Below are 17994 nucleotides of genomic sequence, written 5' to 3'. Positions count from 1 at the left end.
GAGGCTGATTCCCATGCCGGTAAAAGGCTTTATTCGAGTTCTCCGGCTTGCTCTTGCAGATCGGCAATGTGCTGTTCCCACCAGCGCGGCTCGGCGGCAAACGGGAAGGCTGCCGGAAAAGCCGGATCATGCCAACGCGCGGCGATCCATCCGGCGTAATGAACTTGGCGCATGGCACGCAGGGCGGGCACCAAGGCAAGCTCCGCATCATCAAAGTCGCGCATCGAAGCGTAACCTTCCAGCAGCGCTTCCATCGCACGCTCGTCATGCGCCAGCATCCAGAGATCCTGCACGGCAGGGCCCATGCGCGCATCATCGAGATCGACGAAATGCGGGCCCGCATCGGTCCATAGCACGTTGCCCGGATGGCAATCGCCATGCAAGCGGATCATCCGCACGCGGCCAACGGCTTCGAAGCGCGCGGCTATGCGTTCGTCCATTCGTTCGACGGCATGCCGATAGTGCTCATGCAAATTCGCGGGCAGAAGCGCCGACGCAAGCACCGCGCGCAGGGGCTGCGTGATCAGCGTGTCGCGATCGATGCTGCCGCGATGCGCAAATGCAGCCCGCGCGCCCACACTGTGCATGCGCGCAATAAGACGGCCCAGCCATGCCAGCTGATCGGCCGATTCCAGGGATGGCGCGCGCCCGCCGTGTCTCGGCGACAATGCATAGCGAAATCCCTGGTGCTGCAGCAGCGTGCGTCCGGCGAGTCGAAGCGGTGCGACGACCGGCAACTCCGCCTCGGCCAGTTCCTGCGCAAACGCATGTTCTTCGAGGATCGCCGCATCGCTCCAGCGGGCGGGGCGATAAAACTTGGCGATGACCGGCGAGCTTTCTTCGAGACCTACTTGCCACACGCGGTTTTCGTAGCTGTTCAGCGCCAGCAGACGCCCATCCGGCCATAAGCCGCAGGCGGTGACGGCGTCCAGCACCAGATCAGGGGTGAGCCGGGCATAAGGTGTTTCGTCCGCCATGCGCTAGCGTGAACCCACGGCGGTGGCCGGCACGACGGCCATGGTCAGGCGCGATATGCAGACCAGTTTGCCCGACTCATCCTCGATGCGGATTTCCCATACTTGCGTGGAACGTCCGAGGTGCAGCGGACGTGCCGTGCCTGTAACGGTGCCACCAAGCACACCGCGGACATGGTTGGCGTTGATATCCAGCCCCACGGCGCGCTCTTTTTCCGGGTCCAGTGTCAACATGGCAGCGCTACTACCTAGCGTTTCGGCCAGCGCTACCGAAGCACCGCCATGCAGCAGTCCGTAAGGTTGATGGGTACGGTGATCCACCGGCATGGTGCCTTGCAGCCAGTCATCGCCCACGGCAGTCAGGCGTATGCCAAGCACTTCCATCAGGGTATGGCGACTCCAGTCATTGAGACGGTCGAGATCGGTGTCCTGTTTCCAGATACGCGTGGGCATGCATTGAGACTCGTGGGAAGAGGCCGCATTGTCCGCCGACCGCCCCAGCGGCGACAATGCGGCTTCATCCAGGCTCTTTACGTGTTTATCGTCACTCTTACCCCTTCCGGCCACCGTTTTGACGTCCTGCCCGGTGAAACCGTGCTGGAAGCTGCGCAGCGCGCAGGCATTGCCTTGCCTTATTCCTGTCGAGCCGGCGTATGCGGCAGTTGCAAGGCCACGCTGATCCATGGCCGTTGTGAATACCCGCGCAATCCACCGGCCGCGCTGGATGCACATGATCGCGTGGAACATGCCGTACTGCTGTGTCAGGCCGTGCCGGCCAGCGACTTGCGGGTGCAAGCGCGCGAGGTGACGTCGGTCGAAGATATTGCGCGCCGTCAGCTTGCGGTGCAGGTGAGCCGCAAATGGCAGCTTGCTCCCGATGTGATCGGTCTGCATTTGCAGCCGGTGCCAGGTGAAGCGAATTTGAACTGGCTGTCCGGGCAATATCTGGATGTCTTGTTGCAGGATGGACGTCATCGCCCCTTTTCCATTGCGAACGGGCCGCAGGCGGATGGCACGATTGAGCTGCATGTGCGCCACGTGGCCGGCGGCGGTTTCACCTCATGGGTGAGCGAGGTACTGAAAGAGGGTGACGCGTTGCGCATCGAGGGTCCGCTGGGCACATTCGTACCGCGCGAAGATTCGGAACGGCCGATGATCTTCATGGCAGGCGGCACGGGGTTCGCGCCGGTCAAGGCGATCGTCGAACATTTCCTGGCGCTCGGTACCCGCCGCACCATGGATGTGTATTGGGGCGCCCGTCACGTCGAAGATCTTTATCTGCGCACGCTCGCAGAAAGCTGGGCAGCGGACAGGCCGAAGCTGCGTTTCCACGCGGTGCTTTCCGATGCCGGGCAGGCACGACTTGCCGGTTTGCGCGCGGGGCTGGTGCATGAGGTGCTGTTGGAAGATCACGCGGATCTTTCCGGTCATGATGTCTACATGAGCGGCCCCCCCGCGATGATCGACGCGGCACGCAAATTGTTCGTCGAAGCCGGTTTGCCCGAAGAGCGGCTTTATTACGATTCGTTCGACTACGCCCCGGACGTGCTGGCGCAGATTCTGGCCGGCCGCGCAGGCATCGCCGAAGAGGGATGGATGGCGGTCGAGGACTAGATCACAGGAACGACGGCGATCACGCGGCGCACGCCAACTTTTCACGGAGGGTTGTCACGTATGGGTATGGATCTTCCCTCCTGCATGGAGGGGAGAGGCGTCTTTCAGCGATCGGGACCCAGGATCGGTACCAGGCAGGTCAGCCCTTGCCCTTCGCCACCGGCAATTGCGCCTGCTGCCAGGCGAGTACGCCGCCGCCAAGGGTATAGACGCGCGTAAAACCAGCCTTGATCAATCGCTGCGCTGCCTTGTCGGTGTTACGTCCATCCTTGTCCATCACCACGACCGGCAACTCGCGCGCCTTGGCCAGATCTTTGTTCTCGGGATCGAACTGGCTCATGACGACATGGCGCGCACCGGGCACGTGCATTTTCTCGAAATCCGCAATGGCCGACAGATCGATCAGCAGGGGGCTGTCGCGGTTGATCAGCTGGGTCAGACCCGCTGGGGTGAGTTCGGTGTATTTGCGCAGCAGCACCATCACCTGGGTGACGATCAGCGCGATCACCAACACCACGAACAGCAGCGACAGGGCGAGATGGTTGCCCACGAACTGGGGCAGCTTGTGCAGGAAGTCGTTCATGAAAAGGCCGGGCTGATGGCAGGCAAACGACAATTATATAGGGAGGCTGCGGGCGACGTCCGGTCTATTGCTCCCTGCTCAAGCCCTCGACGCTCTGCGTGATATCCGGCAGCCCGCTTTCCAGCCACCAGCGGTTCTTTTCCGCGTCATACCGCCATAGCTGGTGATCCACGACGGTACGTACGTTCTGGGTGTGCACGTTGGTCAAGCTGATCTGCACGACCTGCCGGACCTCATTCGGACCGGCCGCCACCGGGCCGTCGCCGTCGTCGTAGCCACTCACCTGGATCTGCTTGAAGCGCTCGTGATCCAGTGCGGTAAGCGGGTGTGCCGCACGGACTTTCGGGTCGACGAACTGCTCGGCGGCCTCGAAGCCGTTCCAGCGCACGGCATTGGCGTACTCGATCATGGTGCGATTGAGCGTGTCGCTGCGTTTGTCGGTAGCACAGCCGGCTAACAGCAGCATGCTCGACAACAGGATCGGTCCGGCAATACGACGCATGGCAAAGCTCCCCCCAGGCATTCCGCTTATTCTGCCGCAGCCGCGCGTCGCTTCGCCACGAACTGCGCCGACAGCGTGGCGGCCGGCTTGCCGTTTTCGCCGGGCACGTCGCAAGCGACCTCGATGCGCGCACGGCCGCGCGTGGACAAAGTCGTGAAGAATGCTTCCCACGTCGCGCTTTCCGTCAGCCTGGCTTCCGCGCAGAAATCGTTCCACACCGGGCTGAGATAGCGGACAGTGGATTCGCCGACATAGACGTCGCAGTCTTCCCCGCGCTGGCGCAATGCCAACTCGACCAGGCCCCAGCCAGCGAGGGTCATCAGGCTGGTCAGGCTGCCGCCAAAGGCACAGCCCTTGTCGTTGACGTTCGGCGCGAGCGGGCACGTCAGCACGAGCCGTTCGCCGTCATAGCTGCCGAGTTCCAGTGCCATGGCCTGCGTCAGCGGAATGCCTTCGTGCATGAAGGCCACGAGGGCCTGGGCGGCCGCCGGTGGATCGAGTATGTCCATGTTGCGTGGGGTTGGTGGGGAGTCCGACAAGTGTAGAGGCCGATGACGAGGAAGGTGTAGCGCGCCAAGTCTCATACTTGACCGCCATTCGTGCGCGACGCCCTTGCCCGCGTACACTGCGTGGGCTCCTTTCGATGGAACTCGGACGCCTAGGCACCGCATGAATGCGCTCTCTTTCCCGCCTGAAAATGCCCTGTCCGGTTGCGCGGTCGTCATTACGCGCCCCGCCGGTACAGGTACGGCGCTGGCGCGACAGGTGCGGATGTTGGGAGGTATGCCCGTATTGCTGCCGGGGCTTTCGTTGCGCGGTGCTGACGATCCGCAGCAGGCACGCGTGCAGTGGATCGAGGCACAGCAAGATGATGTGCTGATTTTCACCAGCCCCGCGGCGGTGCGATATGCCTTGGCCCTTTCGCCGTGGATGCATGCGCAGCCCCATGTGATCGGCGTCGGTAAAGGCACGGCGGCCGCGCTGCATCGGCACGGCATTCAGGCACTGGTGCCAGCGTCACGACAAGATAGCGAGGGGGTGCTGGAGCTGGCTCCGCTGCGCGAACCTGCAGCCCGGCGCATAGCGCTGATCACTGCGCCTGGCGGGCGTGGCCTGCTGCAAGAGCAACTCGTGGCCCGCGGCGCCATCGTGCGTGAAGTTTATGTGTATCGACGAACCGCCCCGCGCTTGGACCGGCGGCATAACGATGCCGTCGCGCAACTGCCGGCTACGGCCTGTGTGTTGATTTCCAGCGGTGAGGCTTTGCAGAACCTGGCGAAGTGCTTGTCTGGCGAAGCATGGCAGCATTTGTGCAGGATGACGGCTATCGTCAGCAGCGAACGGATCGAACAAGCCGCTCGATCGGCCGGTTTTTCGCATTGGTATAGAGCTGCCTCGGCAGCTCAGGCCGATCTGTTGGTAGCTGCATGCGAGGTTTGTTCACGTCAGCACCGCATTGAATGAAGATCGAAAACCTCTGGACTGATAGCATGCGCGCATGAGCCAGGACGATCCCATTCCCGTTACCGAACGCACCGCGCCAGGCATGGGTGCGCCTTCCGATCCGGCGCGCGCCCATCGGCCAGCGCCGCCGTCACGACCTGCCGGCGGATCGCTTGCGCTGGCTTTACTGCTGGCATTGATCGCCCTGGTTGGCGTGGGCTACGTCGCATGGCGTCAGTGGAAGCTGGTGCATCTCAACGCAGAGGCGCTGCGCACTGCAGCCACTCTGGAAGAGCGCGTCAATGCCATGGACCGGACACTCTCCACGGCAACCAGCCAGGGTGGCGCGCTGGTGCAGCGCTTGAACGATGCCGATCAGGTGAACCGTTCCTTGCGTGAGGAATTGCTTTCGCAAGACCAGCGTGTGCGGGATCTGGAAGAGGCGGTAGGCCGGCTTTCGGAGAAAACCCTTTCAGGCCAGGACGCCATGCGCCTGGATGAAACGGAATCGCTGTTGCGCATGGGTGTCGAGCGCTACACCTTGTTCCATGATGCGCAAGGCGCGGCTCAGGCCTTTGCCTTGGCGAGCCAGACGCTGGCGGGCGTGACCGACCATGCGTTCAGCGGTGTGCGGGAAAGCATCGACGCCGAGCACGAGGCTTTGATGAAAAGCCAGGCGGCAGACCCGCAACAGCAGCTCGACACGGTGATGCAGCTGCGCAACGATCTTCCAGCTTTGCCGCTGAAACCGCTGGATGAGACATCGAATGCGCAAGAAGCGCCTGGTTTTTGGGCGCGCATCCGTCGAGCATTATTCAGTGTGATCCAGATCCGCCGCGACCACGGCGCGCCGCTCGATATGGCCGATGCGCGCATCGCGCGCGAATTGGTGGCTCTGGATTTGGCGCAGGCGCAAGCCGCCTTGCTCGCCTGGGACAACAACGCTTGTGCGACCGCGCTCAAGCGCGCTGATGCGGGTCTGGCGGCGCAATTCGACCTGCAGTCGCCGGCGGTACAACAGGCGCGCCAGCGTATCGATATGCTGGTCGGCCAGCTCAGGCCGGCAGCACCGGTCAAACTGGGCGCCGCACTCAGCGAACTCCGCAATCTGCGCGCAGTGCATGCGCTCAAGCCGGATACCGATCAGGCTGCGCCATCGGGTGGAGCCAAGCCATGAAGCTTTGGCGCTGGATTCTGGCGTTGGTGATACTCGCCGCGCTGGCTGCGTTCGGTTGGCATTGGGTCGCCGAAGATCCGGGTTATGTGCTGGTGCGCTTCCGCGGCTACACCTTGCAAACCAGCTTGCTGGCGGCCGTAGTATTGCTGCTGCTGGCATGCGCGCTCATCAGTGTGATCTGGCGTGCTGCACGCTGGCCGTTCGGCGCGTTTTCGCGCCGACATCGCCGGGTCAGCCGGCAACGTTTCGCCGACGGGCTGATGGCCCTGATGGAGGGGCGCCACGGCGATGCCGAACGCGACTTGCATCGCGCCTCTCGTCTGAAAGCATTGCGCGGCCCGGCCTTGTTGGCGGCTGCCGAAGCGGCGTCCCGTCGTGGTGAACACAGTCGTGCCTTGGGCACCCTGGATGAAGTGGCGCAGATAGCACCGCAGGCAGCTCGGATACTGCGCGCACGCGTCTTGCGCCGCGATGGCCGGCCCGCGGAAGCGCTGGCCCTGCTCGCCCCCGAAGCTGACAACGGCAGTTTGAATCCGGGCGGCTGGCGGGAATACGCGCGCGCTGCATTGGCGAGCGGTGATACGCGCCGGGCGCGCCATGCATTGGAGCCGCTGCAGAAAAGCGGAGTGCTGAGCACGCGTGCTTATGCTGCGCTGGAAACGCAGATCTTGGTGGCAAGCCTCCAGGCTGCCAGCGATGGGGCGGTGCTGAATACGCTCTGGTCGCAACTACCCAAGGCACAGCGTCGCGCACCGGCAGTCATTGATGCTTATGCACGCAAGGCGGCCAGCTACGGCCTATGGATGCCGGCGATGGACGAAGTGGAATCTGCTTTGCGCCGCGAATGGTCGCCGCAGCTGGTGGAAACCTACGGCATGCTTGCCGGCGACGATCTCGATGCGCGCTTGCGTCGCGCGGAGGGCTGGCTTGATGCACATCCGAATGATCCAAGCCTGCTGTTGACGCTGGGCCGCATGTGCGTGCGTGCGAAAGCATGGGCCAAGGCACGCGCCTACCTGGAGCGTTCGCTTGCGCTCGTTCCGAGCGTCGATGCTTGGGAAGCACTGGGTGACGTACATACCGGCCTGGGCGATGCGGCGCTGGCTCAGCGCTGTTATCGCAATGCGATCGCCCTGGGACGCGGCGACAGCATCGTACCGTTGCCGGAGAGCAATATCGTTGGCGGACGCCTCGACACGCGGCCCATCGCCATCGAAGAACGCGATGTGCATGGCGTGCCGCGGCTGAAGGATTGAGTGCCGGATACCTTCCGGTGCTTCGACCACCGTTCTTCGGGCATCTGCGTTGCGCATCGTCGTTCCTGCTCCCGCGGGAATGATGCTCGATGGCACTGCACGGATAACTTCCATTCGCGGAATGTGCGTCTTACTCGCCTCCTGCGAGAAACCGATAACCCACACCGGGTTCGGTTTTCAGCCAGCGTGGCGCCGCCGGATCATCGCCAAGCTTCTGTCGTAACTTGCCGAGCACGATGCGCAGATAATGCGTATCGTGCACGTGCGTACCGCCCCATATTTCGCGTAGCAGCTGTTGCTGACTGACCACGCGGCCCGCATGCCGAACCAGCATGGCGAGCACGGCGTATTCCTTGCGGGTAAGCGCAAGCGGCACGCCATCGAGAGTGACTTCACGCAATCCCAGGTCGATGTGCAGGCGCTCATCCTGATAGCGCGGCGATGCCTCGGCATGGGTCGCGCGGTTGCGCAGCAATGCACGCAGCCGTGCCATCAGTTCCTGGATGCCGAAGGGCTTGGTCATGTAGTCATTCGCGCCGGCGTCGAGCGCTTTGACCTTTTCTTTTTCGGCATCGCGCACGGATAGCATCAGCACCGGCACTTGCGTCCATTGGCGCAATTCGGCGAGCACTTCGTGCCCCTCGCGATCGGGCAGGCCGATATCCAGAACGACGATGTCGGGGTTACGCGTGGCGGCCAGGGCCAGTCCTTCCTCGGCATTGGCGGCAAGCAAAACGTCATAGCCCTCGGCGCGCAAGCCGATGTCGAGAAATTTGCGGATCTGTGTCTCGTCGTCGATGACCAGAACGCACAGGTTGGCAGCGGTCATGGCTTAGCCTGTTTCAAGGTCCATTCGGCTCGGGCAGCGGTAGGCTGATGCGGATGGTGGTGCCAACGCCTTCGCCGGGCAAGGCTTCCACGCTGCCGCCATGGGCGCCAATCATGCCACGGCAGATCGCCAGGCCCAGACCGGTGCCCTGTGGCGCACGATCGCCGCGCGCAACGGAATAGAACATGTCGAAAATGCGCGCACGTTCTTCTTCGGGAATACCGGGCCCGCGATCGACCACGTCGATGAACAGGCGGTCGCCCGCTACCCGAACGATGACCCGCACGGGTTCGCCGGGCGGAGAGAACCGCGCGGCATTTTCGAGAATGTTGAACAAGGCCTGCTCGATCAGGGCCGGATGCACGAACAGCAGGATGGTTTCGTCGGGAAGTTGTGTGTCGACGCGCAATTCCGGAAACAGCTTGCGCAGTCGCGTGATGGCCGAGGCCACGATTTCAGCGGCATCCGTCCAGTCGCGGTTGAGCTTCAACGTGCCATGGCCGAGGCGCGTCATGTCAAGCAGGTTCTGGATGTATCGATCCAGCCGCTGACCTTCGCCAAGAATCGCACTCAGCAACTCATTACGCTCCGCTACCGGCAATTGCTCCCAATAGGTAGAAAGCGTACCGGCCGATCCGATCATGGAGGCCAATGGCGAACGCAGATCATGCGACACCGACGAAAGCAGGGCATTGCGCAGGCGCTCCGTTTCGCCTTGCACGCGCGCGCCTTCCAATTCTGACGCAAGACGCGCGCGTTCCAGGGCCTGGCCGATATCCTGCACCATGGCCAAAGCGAGGCTGCGCCGTTCGATATCCGGCGCACCGCCATTTTCGAAACGCAGTGCAGCGACGCCGAGGCGGCGATCCTCCATGCCGAGCGGCAACACCCAGCAGCGTGCAGCGTTGAGCGTGTCGGTAAAACGGCCGGCCGGCTCCGCGTGCTGCTCGCACCATTCAGCGGCGGCAAAATCCTGGGTGGTCAGGGTCAACGTGCGCGAACTGTTGGCGGCGATTTGCAGATGATGTTCCACGTCACGCGCAAGCATGGCGACGTCGCAGCGCAGCCCGTGCGCCAAGGCAGCGGCACCCACTTCGCGAATGCCGCCCGCATCGGTACTGGTAGATAGCCGCTGTCCAAGTGTCAACAATGCATGCGAATATTCGTGTGCGGCGCGCAGCGATTCAACCTGGCTCGCAAGCCGTGTCGCGAGTCGGCTGCAGATCAGTGCGACGAGCAGAAACAGCGTGACTGCCAGCACGTCGTCCGGGTTGGATATGGCAAGCGTGTAGCGTGGCGGTGTGAAGAAGAAGTTGTAGCCGATAAAACACAGCAGTGCCGTATACACGGCTACGGTCATGCGTGTACGTACCGCCACAACCATCACGGCAGTCAGAAAAATCAGGGCGAGGTTGGCTACCGATAAATAGAGATCGGCGACGAACGCAAGGCCGATCGCCAATGCCGTCACGACCGTGGCATAGATGTATTCATCCCGGCGTCCGTGCATGGGCGTCAGGCGCAGTCGACGCCGTGCGCGCACGCGTTCGCTCGGTGTCGCGATGATGGTCAGCTCGAGATGTGCGCCGCGGCGCAACAACTGCTGGGTAAGCGAACGTCCAACGATGCGGGCGAAGAAACGCTCGCGCGTGCGCCCCAGAATGATCTGGCCGACGCCTTCGCGATCGGCATGTACCAGCAATTCGTCGGCGATGGCATGGCCGCGCAATACCATCGCATCGCCGCCGAGGCGCCGTGCCAGACGCATGGCCGTATCGATGCGTTCGCGCCGGCTATTGTCCAGTGGCGTGCCGGTATCGACAAAGACCACGCTCCACGGCGCACCGCGTCGTTCCGCAATACGTCGCGCCACACGTACCAGGTATTCGCTCTGTGCATGACCGTCGATGGCGGCCATCACGCGCCGGCGCACCGGCATCTTGCCGCCGAGCGCCAGCATGTGTCCGCGCAGATCGCTATCGACGTGTCCGGCGACCGTATCCACCGCCAATTCGCGCAGGGCGGCGAGATTGGTCGGCGAAAAAAAGGCGTCGAGCGCAGCCGCCGCCGTCTCCGGCACATACACCTTGCCTTGGCGCAGGCGGTCGATCAGCTCGCGGGGTGGAAGGTCGACCAGCACGATGTCGCGCGCGCGATCGAGGAAAGCGTCCGGCACTGTCTCGCGCACCGTGACGCCAGTGATGCGGCGGACCTGATCGTTGAGGCTTTCCAAATGCTGCACGTTGAGCGTGGTGTAAACCTCGATGCCCGCGTCCAGCACTTCAACAATGTCCTGCCAGCGCCGTTCGTGCCGGCTGCCCGGCACGTTGCGGTGCGCCAGCTCGTCGACCAGCAGAATATCCGGTTGCCGTGCAATCGCTGCATCCACGTCGAATTCCGTGAATTCGCGTCCCTGATAGCTCAGCACGCGTCGTGGCACGACTTCCAGGCCTTCGAGCAGGGCATTCGTTTCGGCGCGGCCATGCGTTTCCACCAGGCCGACGACGACGTCGACGCCTTGGCGCTTGAGCTCCCGCGCGGCGGAAAGCATGGCGTAGGTCTTGCCTACGCCCGGCGCCGCGCCAAGGAAAATCTTCAGCCGCCGATGCAGGTCTACCTGCACGACTTCAAGCAAGGCGTCGGCACGGGCGTCGCGGGAGGTATCAGTCATTAGGGCATCTTATGCGCCCTCTCCTGCTTGCAGTAGGGGAGGGTGGGATAAAATCTTCAACCCTGCGGCAAGTGCAGGTTGTGCGGCAAGCTCGCGCAACCCTACCCCAACTCTCCCCCGAATACAGAGGAGGCGTGAAGGGTTCGCAGGCAGAAGATCATAGCTTTGCCTGCACCCTATCCAGTGCCAGATTCAAGGCCAGCACATTTACCCGCGGCTCGCCCAGCAAACCTAGCTGGCGGCCTTGCGTATAGTGCGCCACCAGTTGCTGCACTTGCGCCACGTCCAGATGGCGTGCGCGTGCAACACGCGCCACTTGGTATTGCGCCGCTGCCGGAGTGATGTCCGGATCGAGCCCGCTGCCGGATGCCGTCACCAGATCCACCGGCACCGTTGCGGCATTACCCGGATCGGCTTTGCGCAGCGCATCGATGCGCTGTTGCACGGCATCGCGCAACGCCGGGTTGGAAGGGCCCAAATTGGAACCGTTCGACGCCGTGCCGTTATACGGCTGCGGCGTGGTGGCCGAAGGACGACCCCAGAAATACCTGGGGTCGTCGAAGGACTGGCCGATCAGCTCCGAGCCGATCGGCTTGCCGTCGCGTTCGATCAGACTGCCGTTGGCCTGATGCGGGAACAGCACCTGTGCCACGCCCGTCACGGCGAGTGGATAAACCAAGCCGGTGATGGCCGTCATCACCAGCAACATGGTTACTGCATTGCGAATCAACCTGCTCATGACATCACCAGTTGGGAAATCAAAAAAGCTAACGAACCATCAACACCGTCTTTCAAACGGAACCCTGCTCAAAAATGAAAGATGACGTCGCCAGACAGAATCGTCTCGTGGGACTTGTTCGGAGGAATGCCAGCGTTGGAGTTTCCGTTGAATGCTTTGCCGTCCAGAGAATGGTACGTAGCGATTTCCGGCCGCACCTCCAGTTGCGGCGAGAACCAGTGTTGCCAACCAATCGCGAAGTTCACGTAACGAGTTGCCACGCCCGTACGCTGGCCATTCTTATCCCAGTAGTACTCGGGCCGGAACGAAAAGTTGTCCATCGGGTCCGGGCTGAAGTTGAGATAGGCAACGGTAGCCAGCGTGCTGGCCCGGCACGTCAACTCTGTGGCATTGCGGCAGATGGCCAGGTCGGGGGCGTTGTACGGAATGAAGCGTGACGAGAACGGCGCTCCTCCGTTGGCATAGATGGTTTGCACATCGCTGTTGAGTGCGTTGGGAACGCGGTTCTCGTAAAGGTCATAGGCCTCGTAAGAAACATGCCAATGCGCATTGAACGTATGGTAGAACGTGAAGCCGTACCACTGCAGGTTGTTATAACCGTACGTTCCCGAGTTGATAGCATCCGCGCATGGCATGAAGTCGGTCTTGCCATCGTCGGTGAGATAGCGAATGCATGCCGACACCGACGGCATGGCACCCGGATCCTTCTTGAAGGTCCTGTTCGGATAGAGCGGGTTGTATCCAACCTGGCCGGGGCCGGTACCCGGGACGTTGGGATACGGGTTGTCCCACGTCTCATTCAAGTGCGTCGGAAATGCTTCGGTACCGTCCGTCACGCCGAGTAACACGGTCCAGTTCTTGTTGAGAGCCACGGTACCTTCCAGGCCCGTGTTGGTGTAGTTATCGAATGAATAACTCATCGAATGCGTGTACATGTAGTTGTTTGGCGCGAGCTGCGCTTCGATATCTGGTATGGAAATGAAGCGTCCCAAACGCAGTATCAGACCGTCGGCGACCCAGGGAATGTAGATTTCGCCATACACCATCGGGAAGTCGTAGCCATTGACCTTGTTTTCGTTCAGCAATTGGTAGCTGGCCAACCCATACGCCGTGGTGTAACGGTAGTTTTCGCCATACAACACCGAAATGCGCATGCCCCAATCGATGTGGTCGGTCTGCACCGTGTCCGGGAAACGGTCCAGATACAGCACAGCCTGGTCAAATTCCAATGTATTGGGCGTATACAGATACGCCGCCGGCGCATTGCCACCAGGCTTCGTCGTACTCGTGCTTAAGTTGCCGCCACCATTGACCCAACCATAGAGCTGGAAATGGTTCCTGGTGAGCCATTCGCCGAAAGTGGTGTTGCTAAGTGCAGTCATCAGCGGACTGTCGACCGAATTCGGGCGCGTCACACCGAGTGATGTGGCTCCGCCGTAGGGCCACTCGGTAAACGGCATCGGGGGCGTTGTCTGCGCGGCGGGTGGCCAATCGGCCCGCCGCGATGCAGGTGCCTTCGGGTCCGTGGGAGCCGTTGCCTGGCCCCACTCCAGCTTGTAGTAGTTTGTCAGGCGCCCCCAGAAACCCGTTCCCAGATAGTCATTGAGGCAGTCGAAATTCTTGTAGGGGTCACAATCGCCGCTGGGTCCGTGAGCGGGTGCCGAAGACGCCGCCGGCGCGGTAAGCGCCGACGGTGGCACTGCCGCCATATCCATGCTGTCCATGGCAGTGGTCGCTGCCATCGCATACCCGGTCGGAATCATTGCCAGCAAAACAGCGGCGGCCAGTGGGTTCTTGTATCGCATGAGTTGTCCTTGCACTCCGGCAATGCCGGACTTTCTTTTGAGTGAAATGGTTGATGGAAAACCGCGTGGCGCGACCGTCAAATGCCGGCGTAGCCGCCGAGCACGTATTCGTCTTCTGCCGTCATCGGCGTATCCGGCGCTTGCGCGGAGCGCTCCCTGGGCTGGCCATGCACCGGCAGTTCGATCACCACATCGCAGTCGGAGTCGTTCGATGAAACCCTCAATTGCATGTGCGGGTGGCTGTCATCGGGTAGCGAAAAAGACAGTGTCAGGGTTTGCATAGCGCTACGCCTCCTCAGGCGAGACCAAACAGGACGAGCAGCATGTCAATGAGCTTGATGCCGATGAACGGCACCACGATGCCGCCCAGGCCGTAGACCAGCAGATTCCGGCGCAACAGTTGGCCGGCGCCCAGCGGGCGATACTTCACGCCCTTCAGGGCGAGCGGAATGAGAAAAATGATGATGAGCGCGTTGAAGATCACCGCCGACAGAATGGCGCTCTGCGGCGTGGCGAGTTTCATCACGTTCAGCGCATTGAGCGCGGGATAAGTGGTGGCGAACGCAGCGGGAATGATGGCGAAGTACTTGGCCACGTCATTGGCGATGGAAAACGTCGTCAGCGAACCACGCGTGATCAGCATCTGTTTGCCGATCTCCACCACTTCGATCAGCTTGGTGGGATTGGAATCCAGATCCACCATGTTGCCGGCTTCCTTGGCTGCTTGCGTACCGGTATTCATGGCGACCGCTACGTCGGCTTGTGCCAAGGCTGGAGCATCATTGGTACCGTCGCCGCACATTGCCACTAGGCGGCTTTCTGCCTGCATGCTGCGGATCAGCTTCAATTTGGCTTCTGGTGTGGCTTCGGCGAGAAAGTCGTCCACGCCTGCTTCGGCCGCGATGGCGGCAGCGGTAAGCGGATTGTCGCCGGTCACCATCACGGTCTTGATGCCCATGCGGCGCAGTTCGGCGAAGCGTTCCTTGATGCCGCCTTTCACGATGTCCTTCAGTTCGATCACGCCCAGCGCGCGGTCGCCGTCGGTGACGATCAACGGCGTGGCGCCGCGTCGTGCAATGTCTTCGGCTATGCGTTTGACGGCTGGCGGCAGGTGACTGCCGAGTCCGTCGAGATAGCGGTCCACGGCATCGACGGCACCTTTGCGGATGCGTCGTTCCCCCATGTCCACGCCGCTCATGCGCGTCTGTGCGGTAAACGGCACGAACTCGGCATGCAGCGCTTCCAGCTCACGCTCACGCAAGCCGAAGCGTTCTTTTGCCAACACGACGACGCTGCGCCCTTCCGGTGTTTCATCCGCCAGCGAAGCGAGCTGTGCTGTATCGGCCAGCGTGCGCTCTTCAATGCCCGGTGCCGGATGGAAGGCCACCGCCTGACGATTGCCGAGGGTGATGGTGCCGGTCTTGTCGAGCAGCAGCACATCCACATCGCCCGCCGCTTCTACCGCGCGACCGGACGTGGCGATGACGTTGGCGCGGATCATGCGGTCCATGCCGGCAATGCCGATCGCGGAGAGCAGCGCGCCGATCGTCGTTGGGATCAGGCATACCAGCAGCGCGATCAGCACGGTCAGGGTGATCGGACTGCCTTTGCCCGCAACCTGCACGCTGTAGATGGAATAGGGCAGCAGGGTGGCGCAAGCCAGCAAAAAGATCAGCGTGAACTTGGCGAGCAAAATAGTCAGTGCGATTTCGTTCGGCGTCTTGCGCCGCGAAGCGCCTTCCACCATCGCGATCATGCGATCGAGGAAGCTCTCGCCCGGATTCTGCGTGATCTTGATCACCAGCCAGTCCGACAGCACGCGCGTACCGCCGGTCACCGCACTGCGATCGCCGCCCGACTCGCGAATCACCGGCGCGGATTCACCCGTGATGGCGCTTTCGTCCACGCTGGCGGCACCGACCACGACTTCGCCGTCGCCAGGAATCTGTTCGTTCGCCTCCACCAATACAAAGTGGCCGGTGCGCAACTCGTTTGAAGGCACAAAGGTAATCGTGGCGTCGCGCTTGGCTTCGGCCAATTTCTTGGCGATGACATCCTTGCGCGTGCTGCGCAGCGCCGCTGCCTGCGCTTTGCCGCGGCCTTCGGCCAGCGCTTCGGCGAAGTTGGCGAACAGCAGGGTGAACCACAACCAGATGCTGACCCAGAAAATAAACGCGGTAGGCGCCTCGCCGTGACCCGTGATGGCCTGCACCCATAGCAACGTGGTGAGCACGCTGCATACGAACACCACGAACATCACCGGATTGCGGAATTGCAGGCGCGGGGACAATTTGCGGAATGCATCGCCAACCGCTTTCAGGATCAGCGTGCGATCGAACGTGCTGATGGTTTGGGTATGGGAAGTCATGAATCCGGTTTTCCTAATGGGGGAACCGTGCCGCGGATGCCGCTCTTCCCGACAGGAAGGGGAGAGGGCGGCCGCGGCCGTTGTACGTTTCGCGGAACATGGACATCAATGCGCCGACATCAGGTACTCGGCGACGGGGCCGAGCGCCAAGGTAGGCAGGAACGTAAGCGCACCGACAACGATGACCACGCTCGCCAGCAGCGTGACGAACAACGGCGTATGCGTAGGCAAGGTGCCGGCGGAAACGGGTACGTGTTTTTTCGCCGCTAGCGATCCGGCCAAGGCGAGCATGGCAATAGCCAGGGTGTAGCGCGAAAGAAACATGCATACGGCCAGCAGTACATTCCAGAACGGCGAGTCGGGAGAAAGGCCGCCGAATGCGCTGCCGTTGTTATTGGAAGCCGAACTCACCGCATACAGGATTTCGCTAAAGCCGTGTGCGCCGGGATTGCCGACGGCGGCGCGGCCCGCAGGCGTCATCACGGCGATCGCCGTGCCTATCACCACCAGCGCGCACGGAATCAGCACGGCCAGGCTGGCCATCTTCATCTCGTAGGCTTCGATCTTCTTGCCGATGTACTCAGGCGTGCGGCCGACCATCAGCCCGGCGATAAATACAGCGACGACGGCAAAGGCGAGCATGCCGTACAAACCGGAACCCACGCCGCCGAAGATGACTTCGCCCAACTGGATCAGCCACATCGGTACCAAGCCGCCGAGCGGGGTGAGCGAGTCATGCATATTGTTCACGGCGCCGCAGGAAGCCGCCGTGGTGATTGCCGTGAACAAACTGCTGGAGACAATGCCGAACCGCGTTTCCTTGCCTTCCATATTGCCGCCAGCCTGCAATACCGATGCGTGCTGGTCGATCGGCAGGCCATGCAGGATCGGGTTGCCGGCTTGCTCCGCGGCGGTCACGCCGATGGTCAGCGGCACAAAAATCAACAGCATGGTGGCGAGAATCGCCCAGCCTTGGCGGCGGTCGCCCACCATCTTGCCGAAGGTGATGCAAAGACCACCAGGAATCGCAAAGATCGCTAGCATTTCCAGGAAATTGGAAAACGGCGTGGGGTTTTCATAAGGGTGCGCCGAGTTCGCGCCGAAGAAGCCGCCGCCATTCGTGCCGAGCATCTTGATCGCGACCTGCGAAGCGGCCGGCCCCATCGGCAATGTCTGCGTCGTGAGCGGGGCGGGCTTGGTTTCAGGGTTGCCCGCGGCATCCTTGACCGGATTGCCGGCTGCATCCGTCACCGGTTGGGCATACGCGCTGGTCTGCACTACCGGCACGTCTACATAAGGCTTGAAATTCTGGATCACGCCTTGCGACACCAGCAACATCGCGAGCACGAAGGAAATCGGCAGCAGGATGTATAGCGTGGTGCGGGTCAGGTCGACCCAGGAATTGCCGATGCCGCTTGCCGTTTTACGGACAAAGCCGCGAATCACCGCAATCGCCACGGAAATACCCATCGCCGCAGACATGAAGTTCTGCACAGTCAGCGCGGCCATCTGGGTGAGATAGCTCATCGTCGACTCGCCGGAATAAGCCTGCCAGTTCGTATTGGTGATGAAGCTGATCGCCGTGTTGATCGACAAGTCCGGCGGCAAGGCGGGAAAGTGCTGCGGATTCAACGGCAACCACTGTTGCAGGCGTTGGAACGCATAAACCGCCAGCATGCCGCACACATTGAAGATGAGCATGGCTACCGCGTAGCGCTTCCATCCCATGTTTTCTTCGGGATCGATACCGCAAATGCGATAGCAGAACCGCTCGATTCCCGCGCCGGCACGGGTAAGGCGATTGGGCTCGTCGGCAAACACATGCGCCATGTAATGGCCGAGCGGCTTGATGATCAGCAGCAGCACGACCAGATAAAGACCGAGCTGGATGAAATCGTTGGCAGTCATTCGAACCACTCCGGCTTCAATAGCGCCACGCACAAATAAACCGTCAAAGCCACCGCGATGGCGGCAGCCAGTCCGTAGAAGAAGTTCATGGGATTCGCTCCGTTAGAGCCTATGTGTGGTCGCGA

General features: G+C 61.8%; 17 protein-coding genes. 4 read left to right on the top strand and 13 right to left on the bottom strand.

Going from position 1 to position 17994, the window contains the following annotated elements; genetic code table 11:
• Positions 1–29: 29 nt before the first annotated feature.
• Both AC4HNJ_RS12105 and AC4HNJ_RS12100 read right to left on the bottom strand, forming a co-directional pair.
• Positions 30–977 carry a serine/threonine protein kinase gene (locus AC4HNJ_RS12105; protein ID WP_490479834.1) on the bottom strand — a complete coding sequence of 316 codons (948 nt, stop codon included), beginning with the start codon at positions 975–977 and terminating at the stop codon, positions 30–32.
• 3 nt (positions 978–980) lie between these two features.
• Complete coding sequence (locus AC4HNJ_RS12100; protein WP_490479833.1) at positions 981–1427, bottom strand: hotdog fold thioesterase; 447 nt, start codon at positions 1425–1427, stop codon at positions 981–983.
• Positions 1428–1508: 81 nt separating this feature from the next.
• On the opposite strand from AC4HNJ_RS12100, the gene AC4HNJ_RS12095 reads away from it, so the two are divergent.
• Positions 1509–2588 carry a 2Fe-2S iron-sulfur cluster-binding protein gene (locus tag AC4HNJ_RS12095; protein ID WP_490479832.1) on the top strand — a complete coding sequence of 360 codons (1080 nt, stop codon included), beginning with the start codon at positions 1509–1511 and terminating at the stop codon, positions 2586–2588.
• A 139-nt stretch (positions 2589–2727) separates the two neighbouring features.
• Here the strand turns inward: AC4HNJ_RS12095 and AC4HNJ_RS12090 are convergent, their stop codons facing one another.
• From AC4HNJ_RS12090 to AC4HNJ_RS12080, 3 genes are all read right to left on the bottom strand, one after another.
• Positions 2728–3171 (bottom strand): rhodanese-like domain-containing protein, encoded by a 444-nt coding sequence (locus tag AC4HNJ_RS12090; protein WP_490479831.1) that lies wholly within the window; start codon positions 3169–3171, stop codon positions 2728–2730.
• A gap of 64 nt (positions 3172–3235) precedes the next feature.
• Positions 3236–3673, bottom strand: a complete 438-nt coding sequence (locus tag AC4HNJ_RS12085; protein ID WP_490479830.1) for a hypothetical protein — start codon at positions 3671–3673, stop codon at positions 3236–3238.
• A gap of 26 nt (positions 3674–3699) precedes the next feature.
• Positions 3700–4182, bottom strand: a complete 483-nt coding sequence (locus AC4HNJ_RS12080) for a YiiD C-terminal domain-containing protein (RefSeq protein ID WP_490479829.1) — start codon at positions 4180–4182, stop codon at positions 3700–3702.
• A gap of 160 nt (positions 4183–4342) precedes the next feature.
• On the opposite strand from AC4HNJ_RS12080, the gene AC4HNJ_RS12075 reads away from it, so the two are divergent.
• Genes AC4HNJ_RS12075 through AC4HNJ_RS12065 form a run of 3 tightly spaced genes read left to right on the top strand, consistent with a single transcriptional unit; the run spans position 4343 to position 7549 of the window.
• Complete coding sequence (locus AC4HNJ_RS12075) at positions 4343–5137, top strand: uroporphyrinogen-III synthase (protein ID WP_490479828.1); 795 nt, start codon at positions 4343–4345, stop codon at positions 5135–5137.
• Positions 5138–5171: 34 nt separating this feature from the next.
• The gene (locus tag AC4HNJ_RS12070; RefSeq protein ID WP_490479827.1) at positions 5172–6293 is read left to right on the top strand and encodes a uroporphyrinogen-III C-methyltransferase; all 1122 of its coding nucleotides are present in this window, start codon (positions 5172–5174) and stop codon (positions 6291–6293) included.
• A complete protein-coding gene (locus tag AC4HNJ_RS12065; RefSeq protein ID WP_490479826.1) occupies positions 6290–7549 on the top strand; it encodes a heme biosynthesis protein HemY in 1260 nt (419 codons plus the stop codon). The genes AC4HNJ_RS12070 and AC4HNJ_RS12065 overlap by 4 nt, the downstream gene beginning before the upstream one ends.
• Positions 7550–7679: 130 nt before the next feature.
• Here AC4HNJ_RS12065 and AC4HNJ_RS12060 read toward each other — a convergent pair whose 3' ends face one another.
• From AC4HNJ_RS12060 to kdpF, 8 genes are all read right to left on the bottom strand, one after another.
• Positions 7680–8378 carry a response regulator gene (locus tag AC4HNJ_RS12060; protein WP_490479825.1) on the bottom strand — a complete coding sequence of 233 codons (699 nt, stop codon included), beginning with the start codon at positions 8376–8378 and terminating at the stop codon, positions 7680–7682.
• Positions 8379–8391: 13 nt separating this feature from the next.
• A complete protein-coding gene (locus AC4HNJ_RS12055; RefSeq protein WP_490479824.1) occupies positions 8392–11049 on the bottom strand; it encodes an ATP-binding protein in 2658 nt (885 codons plus the stop codon).
• A 157-nt stretch (positions 11050–11206) separates the two neighbouring features.
• Positions 11207–11788 carry a potassium-transporting ATPase subunit KdpC gene (kdpC, locus tag AC4HNJ_RS12050; protein ID WP_490479823.1) on the bottom strand — a complete coding sequence of 194 codons (582 nt, stop codon included), beginning with the start codon at positions 11786–11788 and terminating at the stop codon, positions 11207–11209.
• 68 nt (positions 11789–11856) lie between these two features.
• On the bottom strand, positions 11857–13593 hold the full coding sequence (locus tag AC4HNJ_RS12045) for an outer membrane beta-barrel protein (protein ID WP_490479822.1): 1737 nt from the start codon (positions 13591–13593) through the stop codon (positions 11857–11859).
• Positions 13594–13670: 77 nt separating this feature from the next.
• Positions 13671–13874 (bottom strand): hypothetical protein, encoded by a 204-nt coding sequence (locus AC4HNJ_RS12040; protein WP_490479821.1) that lies wholly within the window; start codon positions 13872–13874, stop codon positions 13671–13673.
• 14 nt (positions 13875–13888) lie between these two features.
• A complete protein-coding gene (kdpB, locus tag AC4HNJ_RS12035) occupies positions 13889–15961 on the bottom strand; it encodes a potassium-transporting ATPase subunit KdpB (RefSeq protein WP_490479820.1) in 2073 nt (690 codons plus the stop codon).
• A gap of 105 nt (positions 15962–16066) precedes the next feature.
• A complete protein-coding gene (gene kdpA / locus AC4HNJ_RS12030) occupies positions 16067–17869 on the bottom strand; it encodes a potassium-transporting ATPase subunit KdpA (RefSeq protein ID WP_490479819.1) in 1803 nt (600 codons plus the stop codon).
• On the bottom strand, positions 17866–17958 hold the full coding sequence (kdpF, locus tag AC4HNJ_RS12025) for a K(+)-transporting ATPase subunit F (protein WP_115479695.1): 93 nt from the start codon (positions 17956–17958) through the stop codon (positions 17866–17868). Before kdpF ends, kdpA begins: the two co-directional genes overlap by 4 nt.
• Positions 17959–17994: the final 36 nt, after the last annotated feature.

Source organism: Dyella sp. SYSU CM1112 (genome assembly GCF_058216415.1).
The sequence above is the reverse complement of the archived record's forward strand: the minus strand, read 5'-3'. Positions and strand labels throughout refer to the sequence as shown.

Coding starts and splice junctions, on each gene's coding strand:
- AC4HNJ_RS12105 (WP_490479834.1), bottom strand. CDS start 977: ATGGCGGACGAAACACCTTATGCCCGGCTCACCCCTGATCTGGTGCTG.
- AC4HNJ_RS12100 (WP_490479833.1), bottom strand. CDS start 1,427: ATGCCCACGCGTATCTGGAAACAGGACACCGATCTCGACCGTCTCAAT.
- AC4HNJ_RS12090 (WP_490479831.1), bottom strand. CDS start 3,171: ATGAACGACTTCCTGCACAAGCTGCCCCAGTTCGTGGGCAACCATCTC.
- AC4HNJ_RS12085 (WP_490479830.1), bottom strand. CDS start 3,673: ATGCGTCGTATTGCCGGACCGATCCTGTTGTCGAGCATGCTGCTGTTA.
- AC4HNJ_RS12080 (WP_490479829.1), bottom strand. CDS start 4,182: ATGGACATACTCGATCCACCGGCGGCCGCCCAGGCCCTCGTGGCCTTC.
- AC4HNJ_RS12075 (WP_490479828.1), top strand. CDS start 4,343: ATGAATGCGCTCTCTTTCCCGCCTGAAAATGCCCTGTCCGGTTGCGCG.
- AC4HNJ_RS12070 (WP_490479827.1), top strand. CDS start 5,172: ATGAGCCAGGACGATCCCATTCCCGTTACCGAACGCACCGCGCCAGGC.
- AC4HNJ_RS12065 (WP_490479826.1), top strand. CDS start 6,290: ATGAAGCTTTGGCGCTGGATTCTGGCGTTGGTGATACTCGCCGCGCTG.
- AC4HNJ_RS12060 (WP_490479825.1), bottom strand. CDS start 8,378: ATGACCGCTGCCAACCTGTGCGTTCTGGTCATCGACGACGAGACACAG.
- AC4HNJ_RS12055 (WP_490479824.1), bottom strand. CDS start 11,049: ATGACTGATACCTCCCGCGACGCCCGTGCCGACGCCTTGCTTGAAGTC.
- kdpC (WP_490479823.1), bottom strand. CDS start 11,788: ATGAGCAGGTTGATTCGCAATGCAGTAACCATGTTGCTGGTGATGACG.
- AC4HNJ_RS12045 (WP_490479822.1), bottom strand. CDS start 13,593: ATGCGATACAAGAACCCACTGGCCGCCGCTGTTTTGCTGGCAATGATT.
- AC4HNJ_RS12040 (WP_490479821.1), bottom strand. CDS start 13,874: ATGCAAACCCTGACACTGTCTTTTTCGCTACCCGATGACAGCCACCCG.
- kdpB (WP_490479820.1), bottom strand. CDS start 15,961: ATGACTTCCCATACCCAAACCATCAGCACGTTCGATCGCACGCTGATC.
- kdpA (WP_490479819.1), bottom strand. CDS start 17,869: ATGACTGCCAACGATTTCATCCAGCTCGGTCTTTATCTGGTCGTGCTG.
- kdpF (WP_115479695.1), bottom strand. CDS start 17,958: ATGAACTTCTTCTACGGACTGGCTGCCGCCATCGCGGTGGCTTTGACG.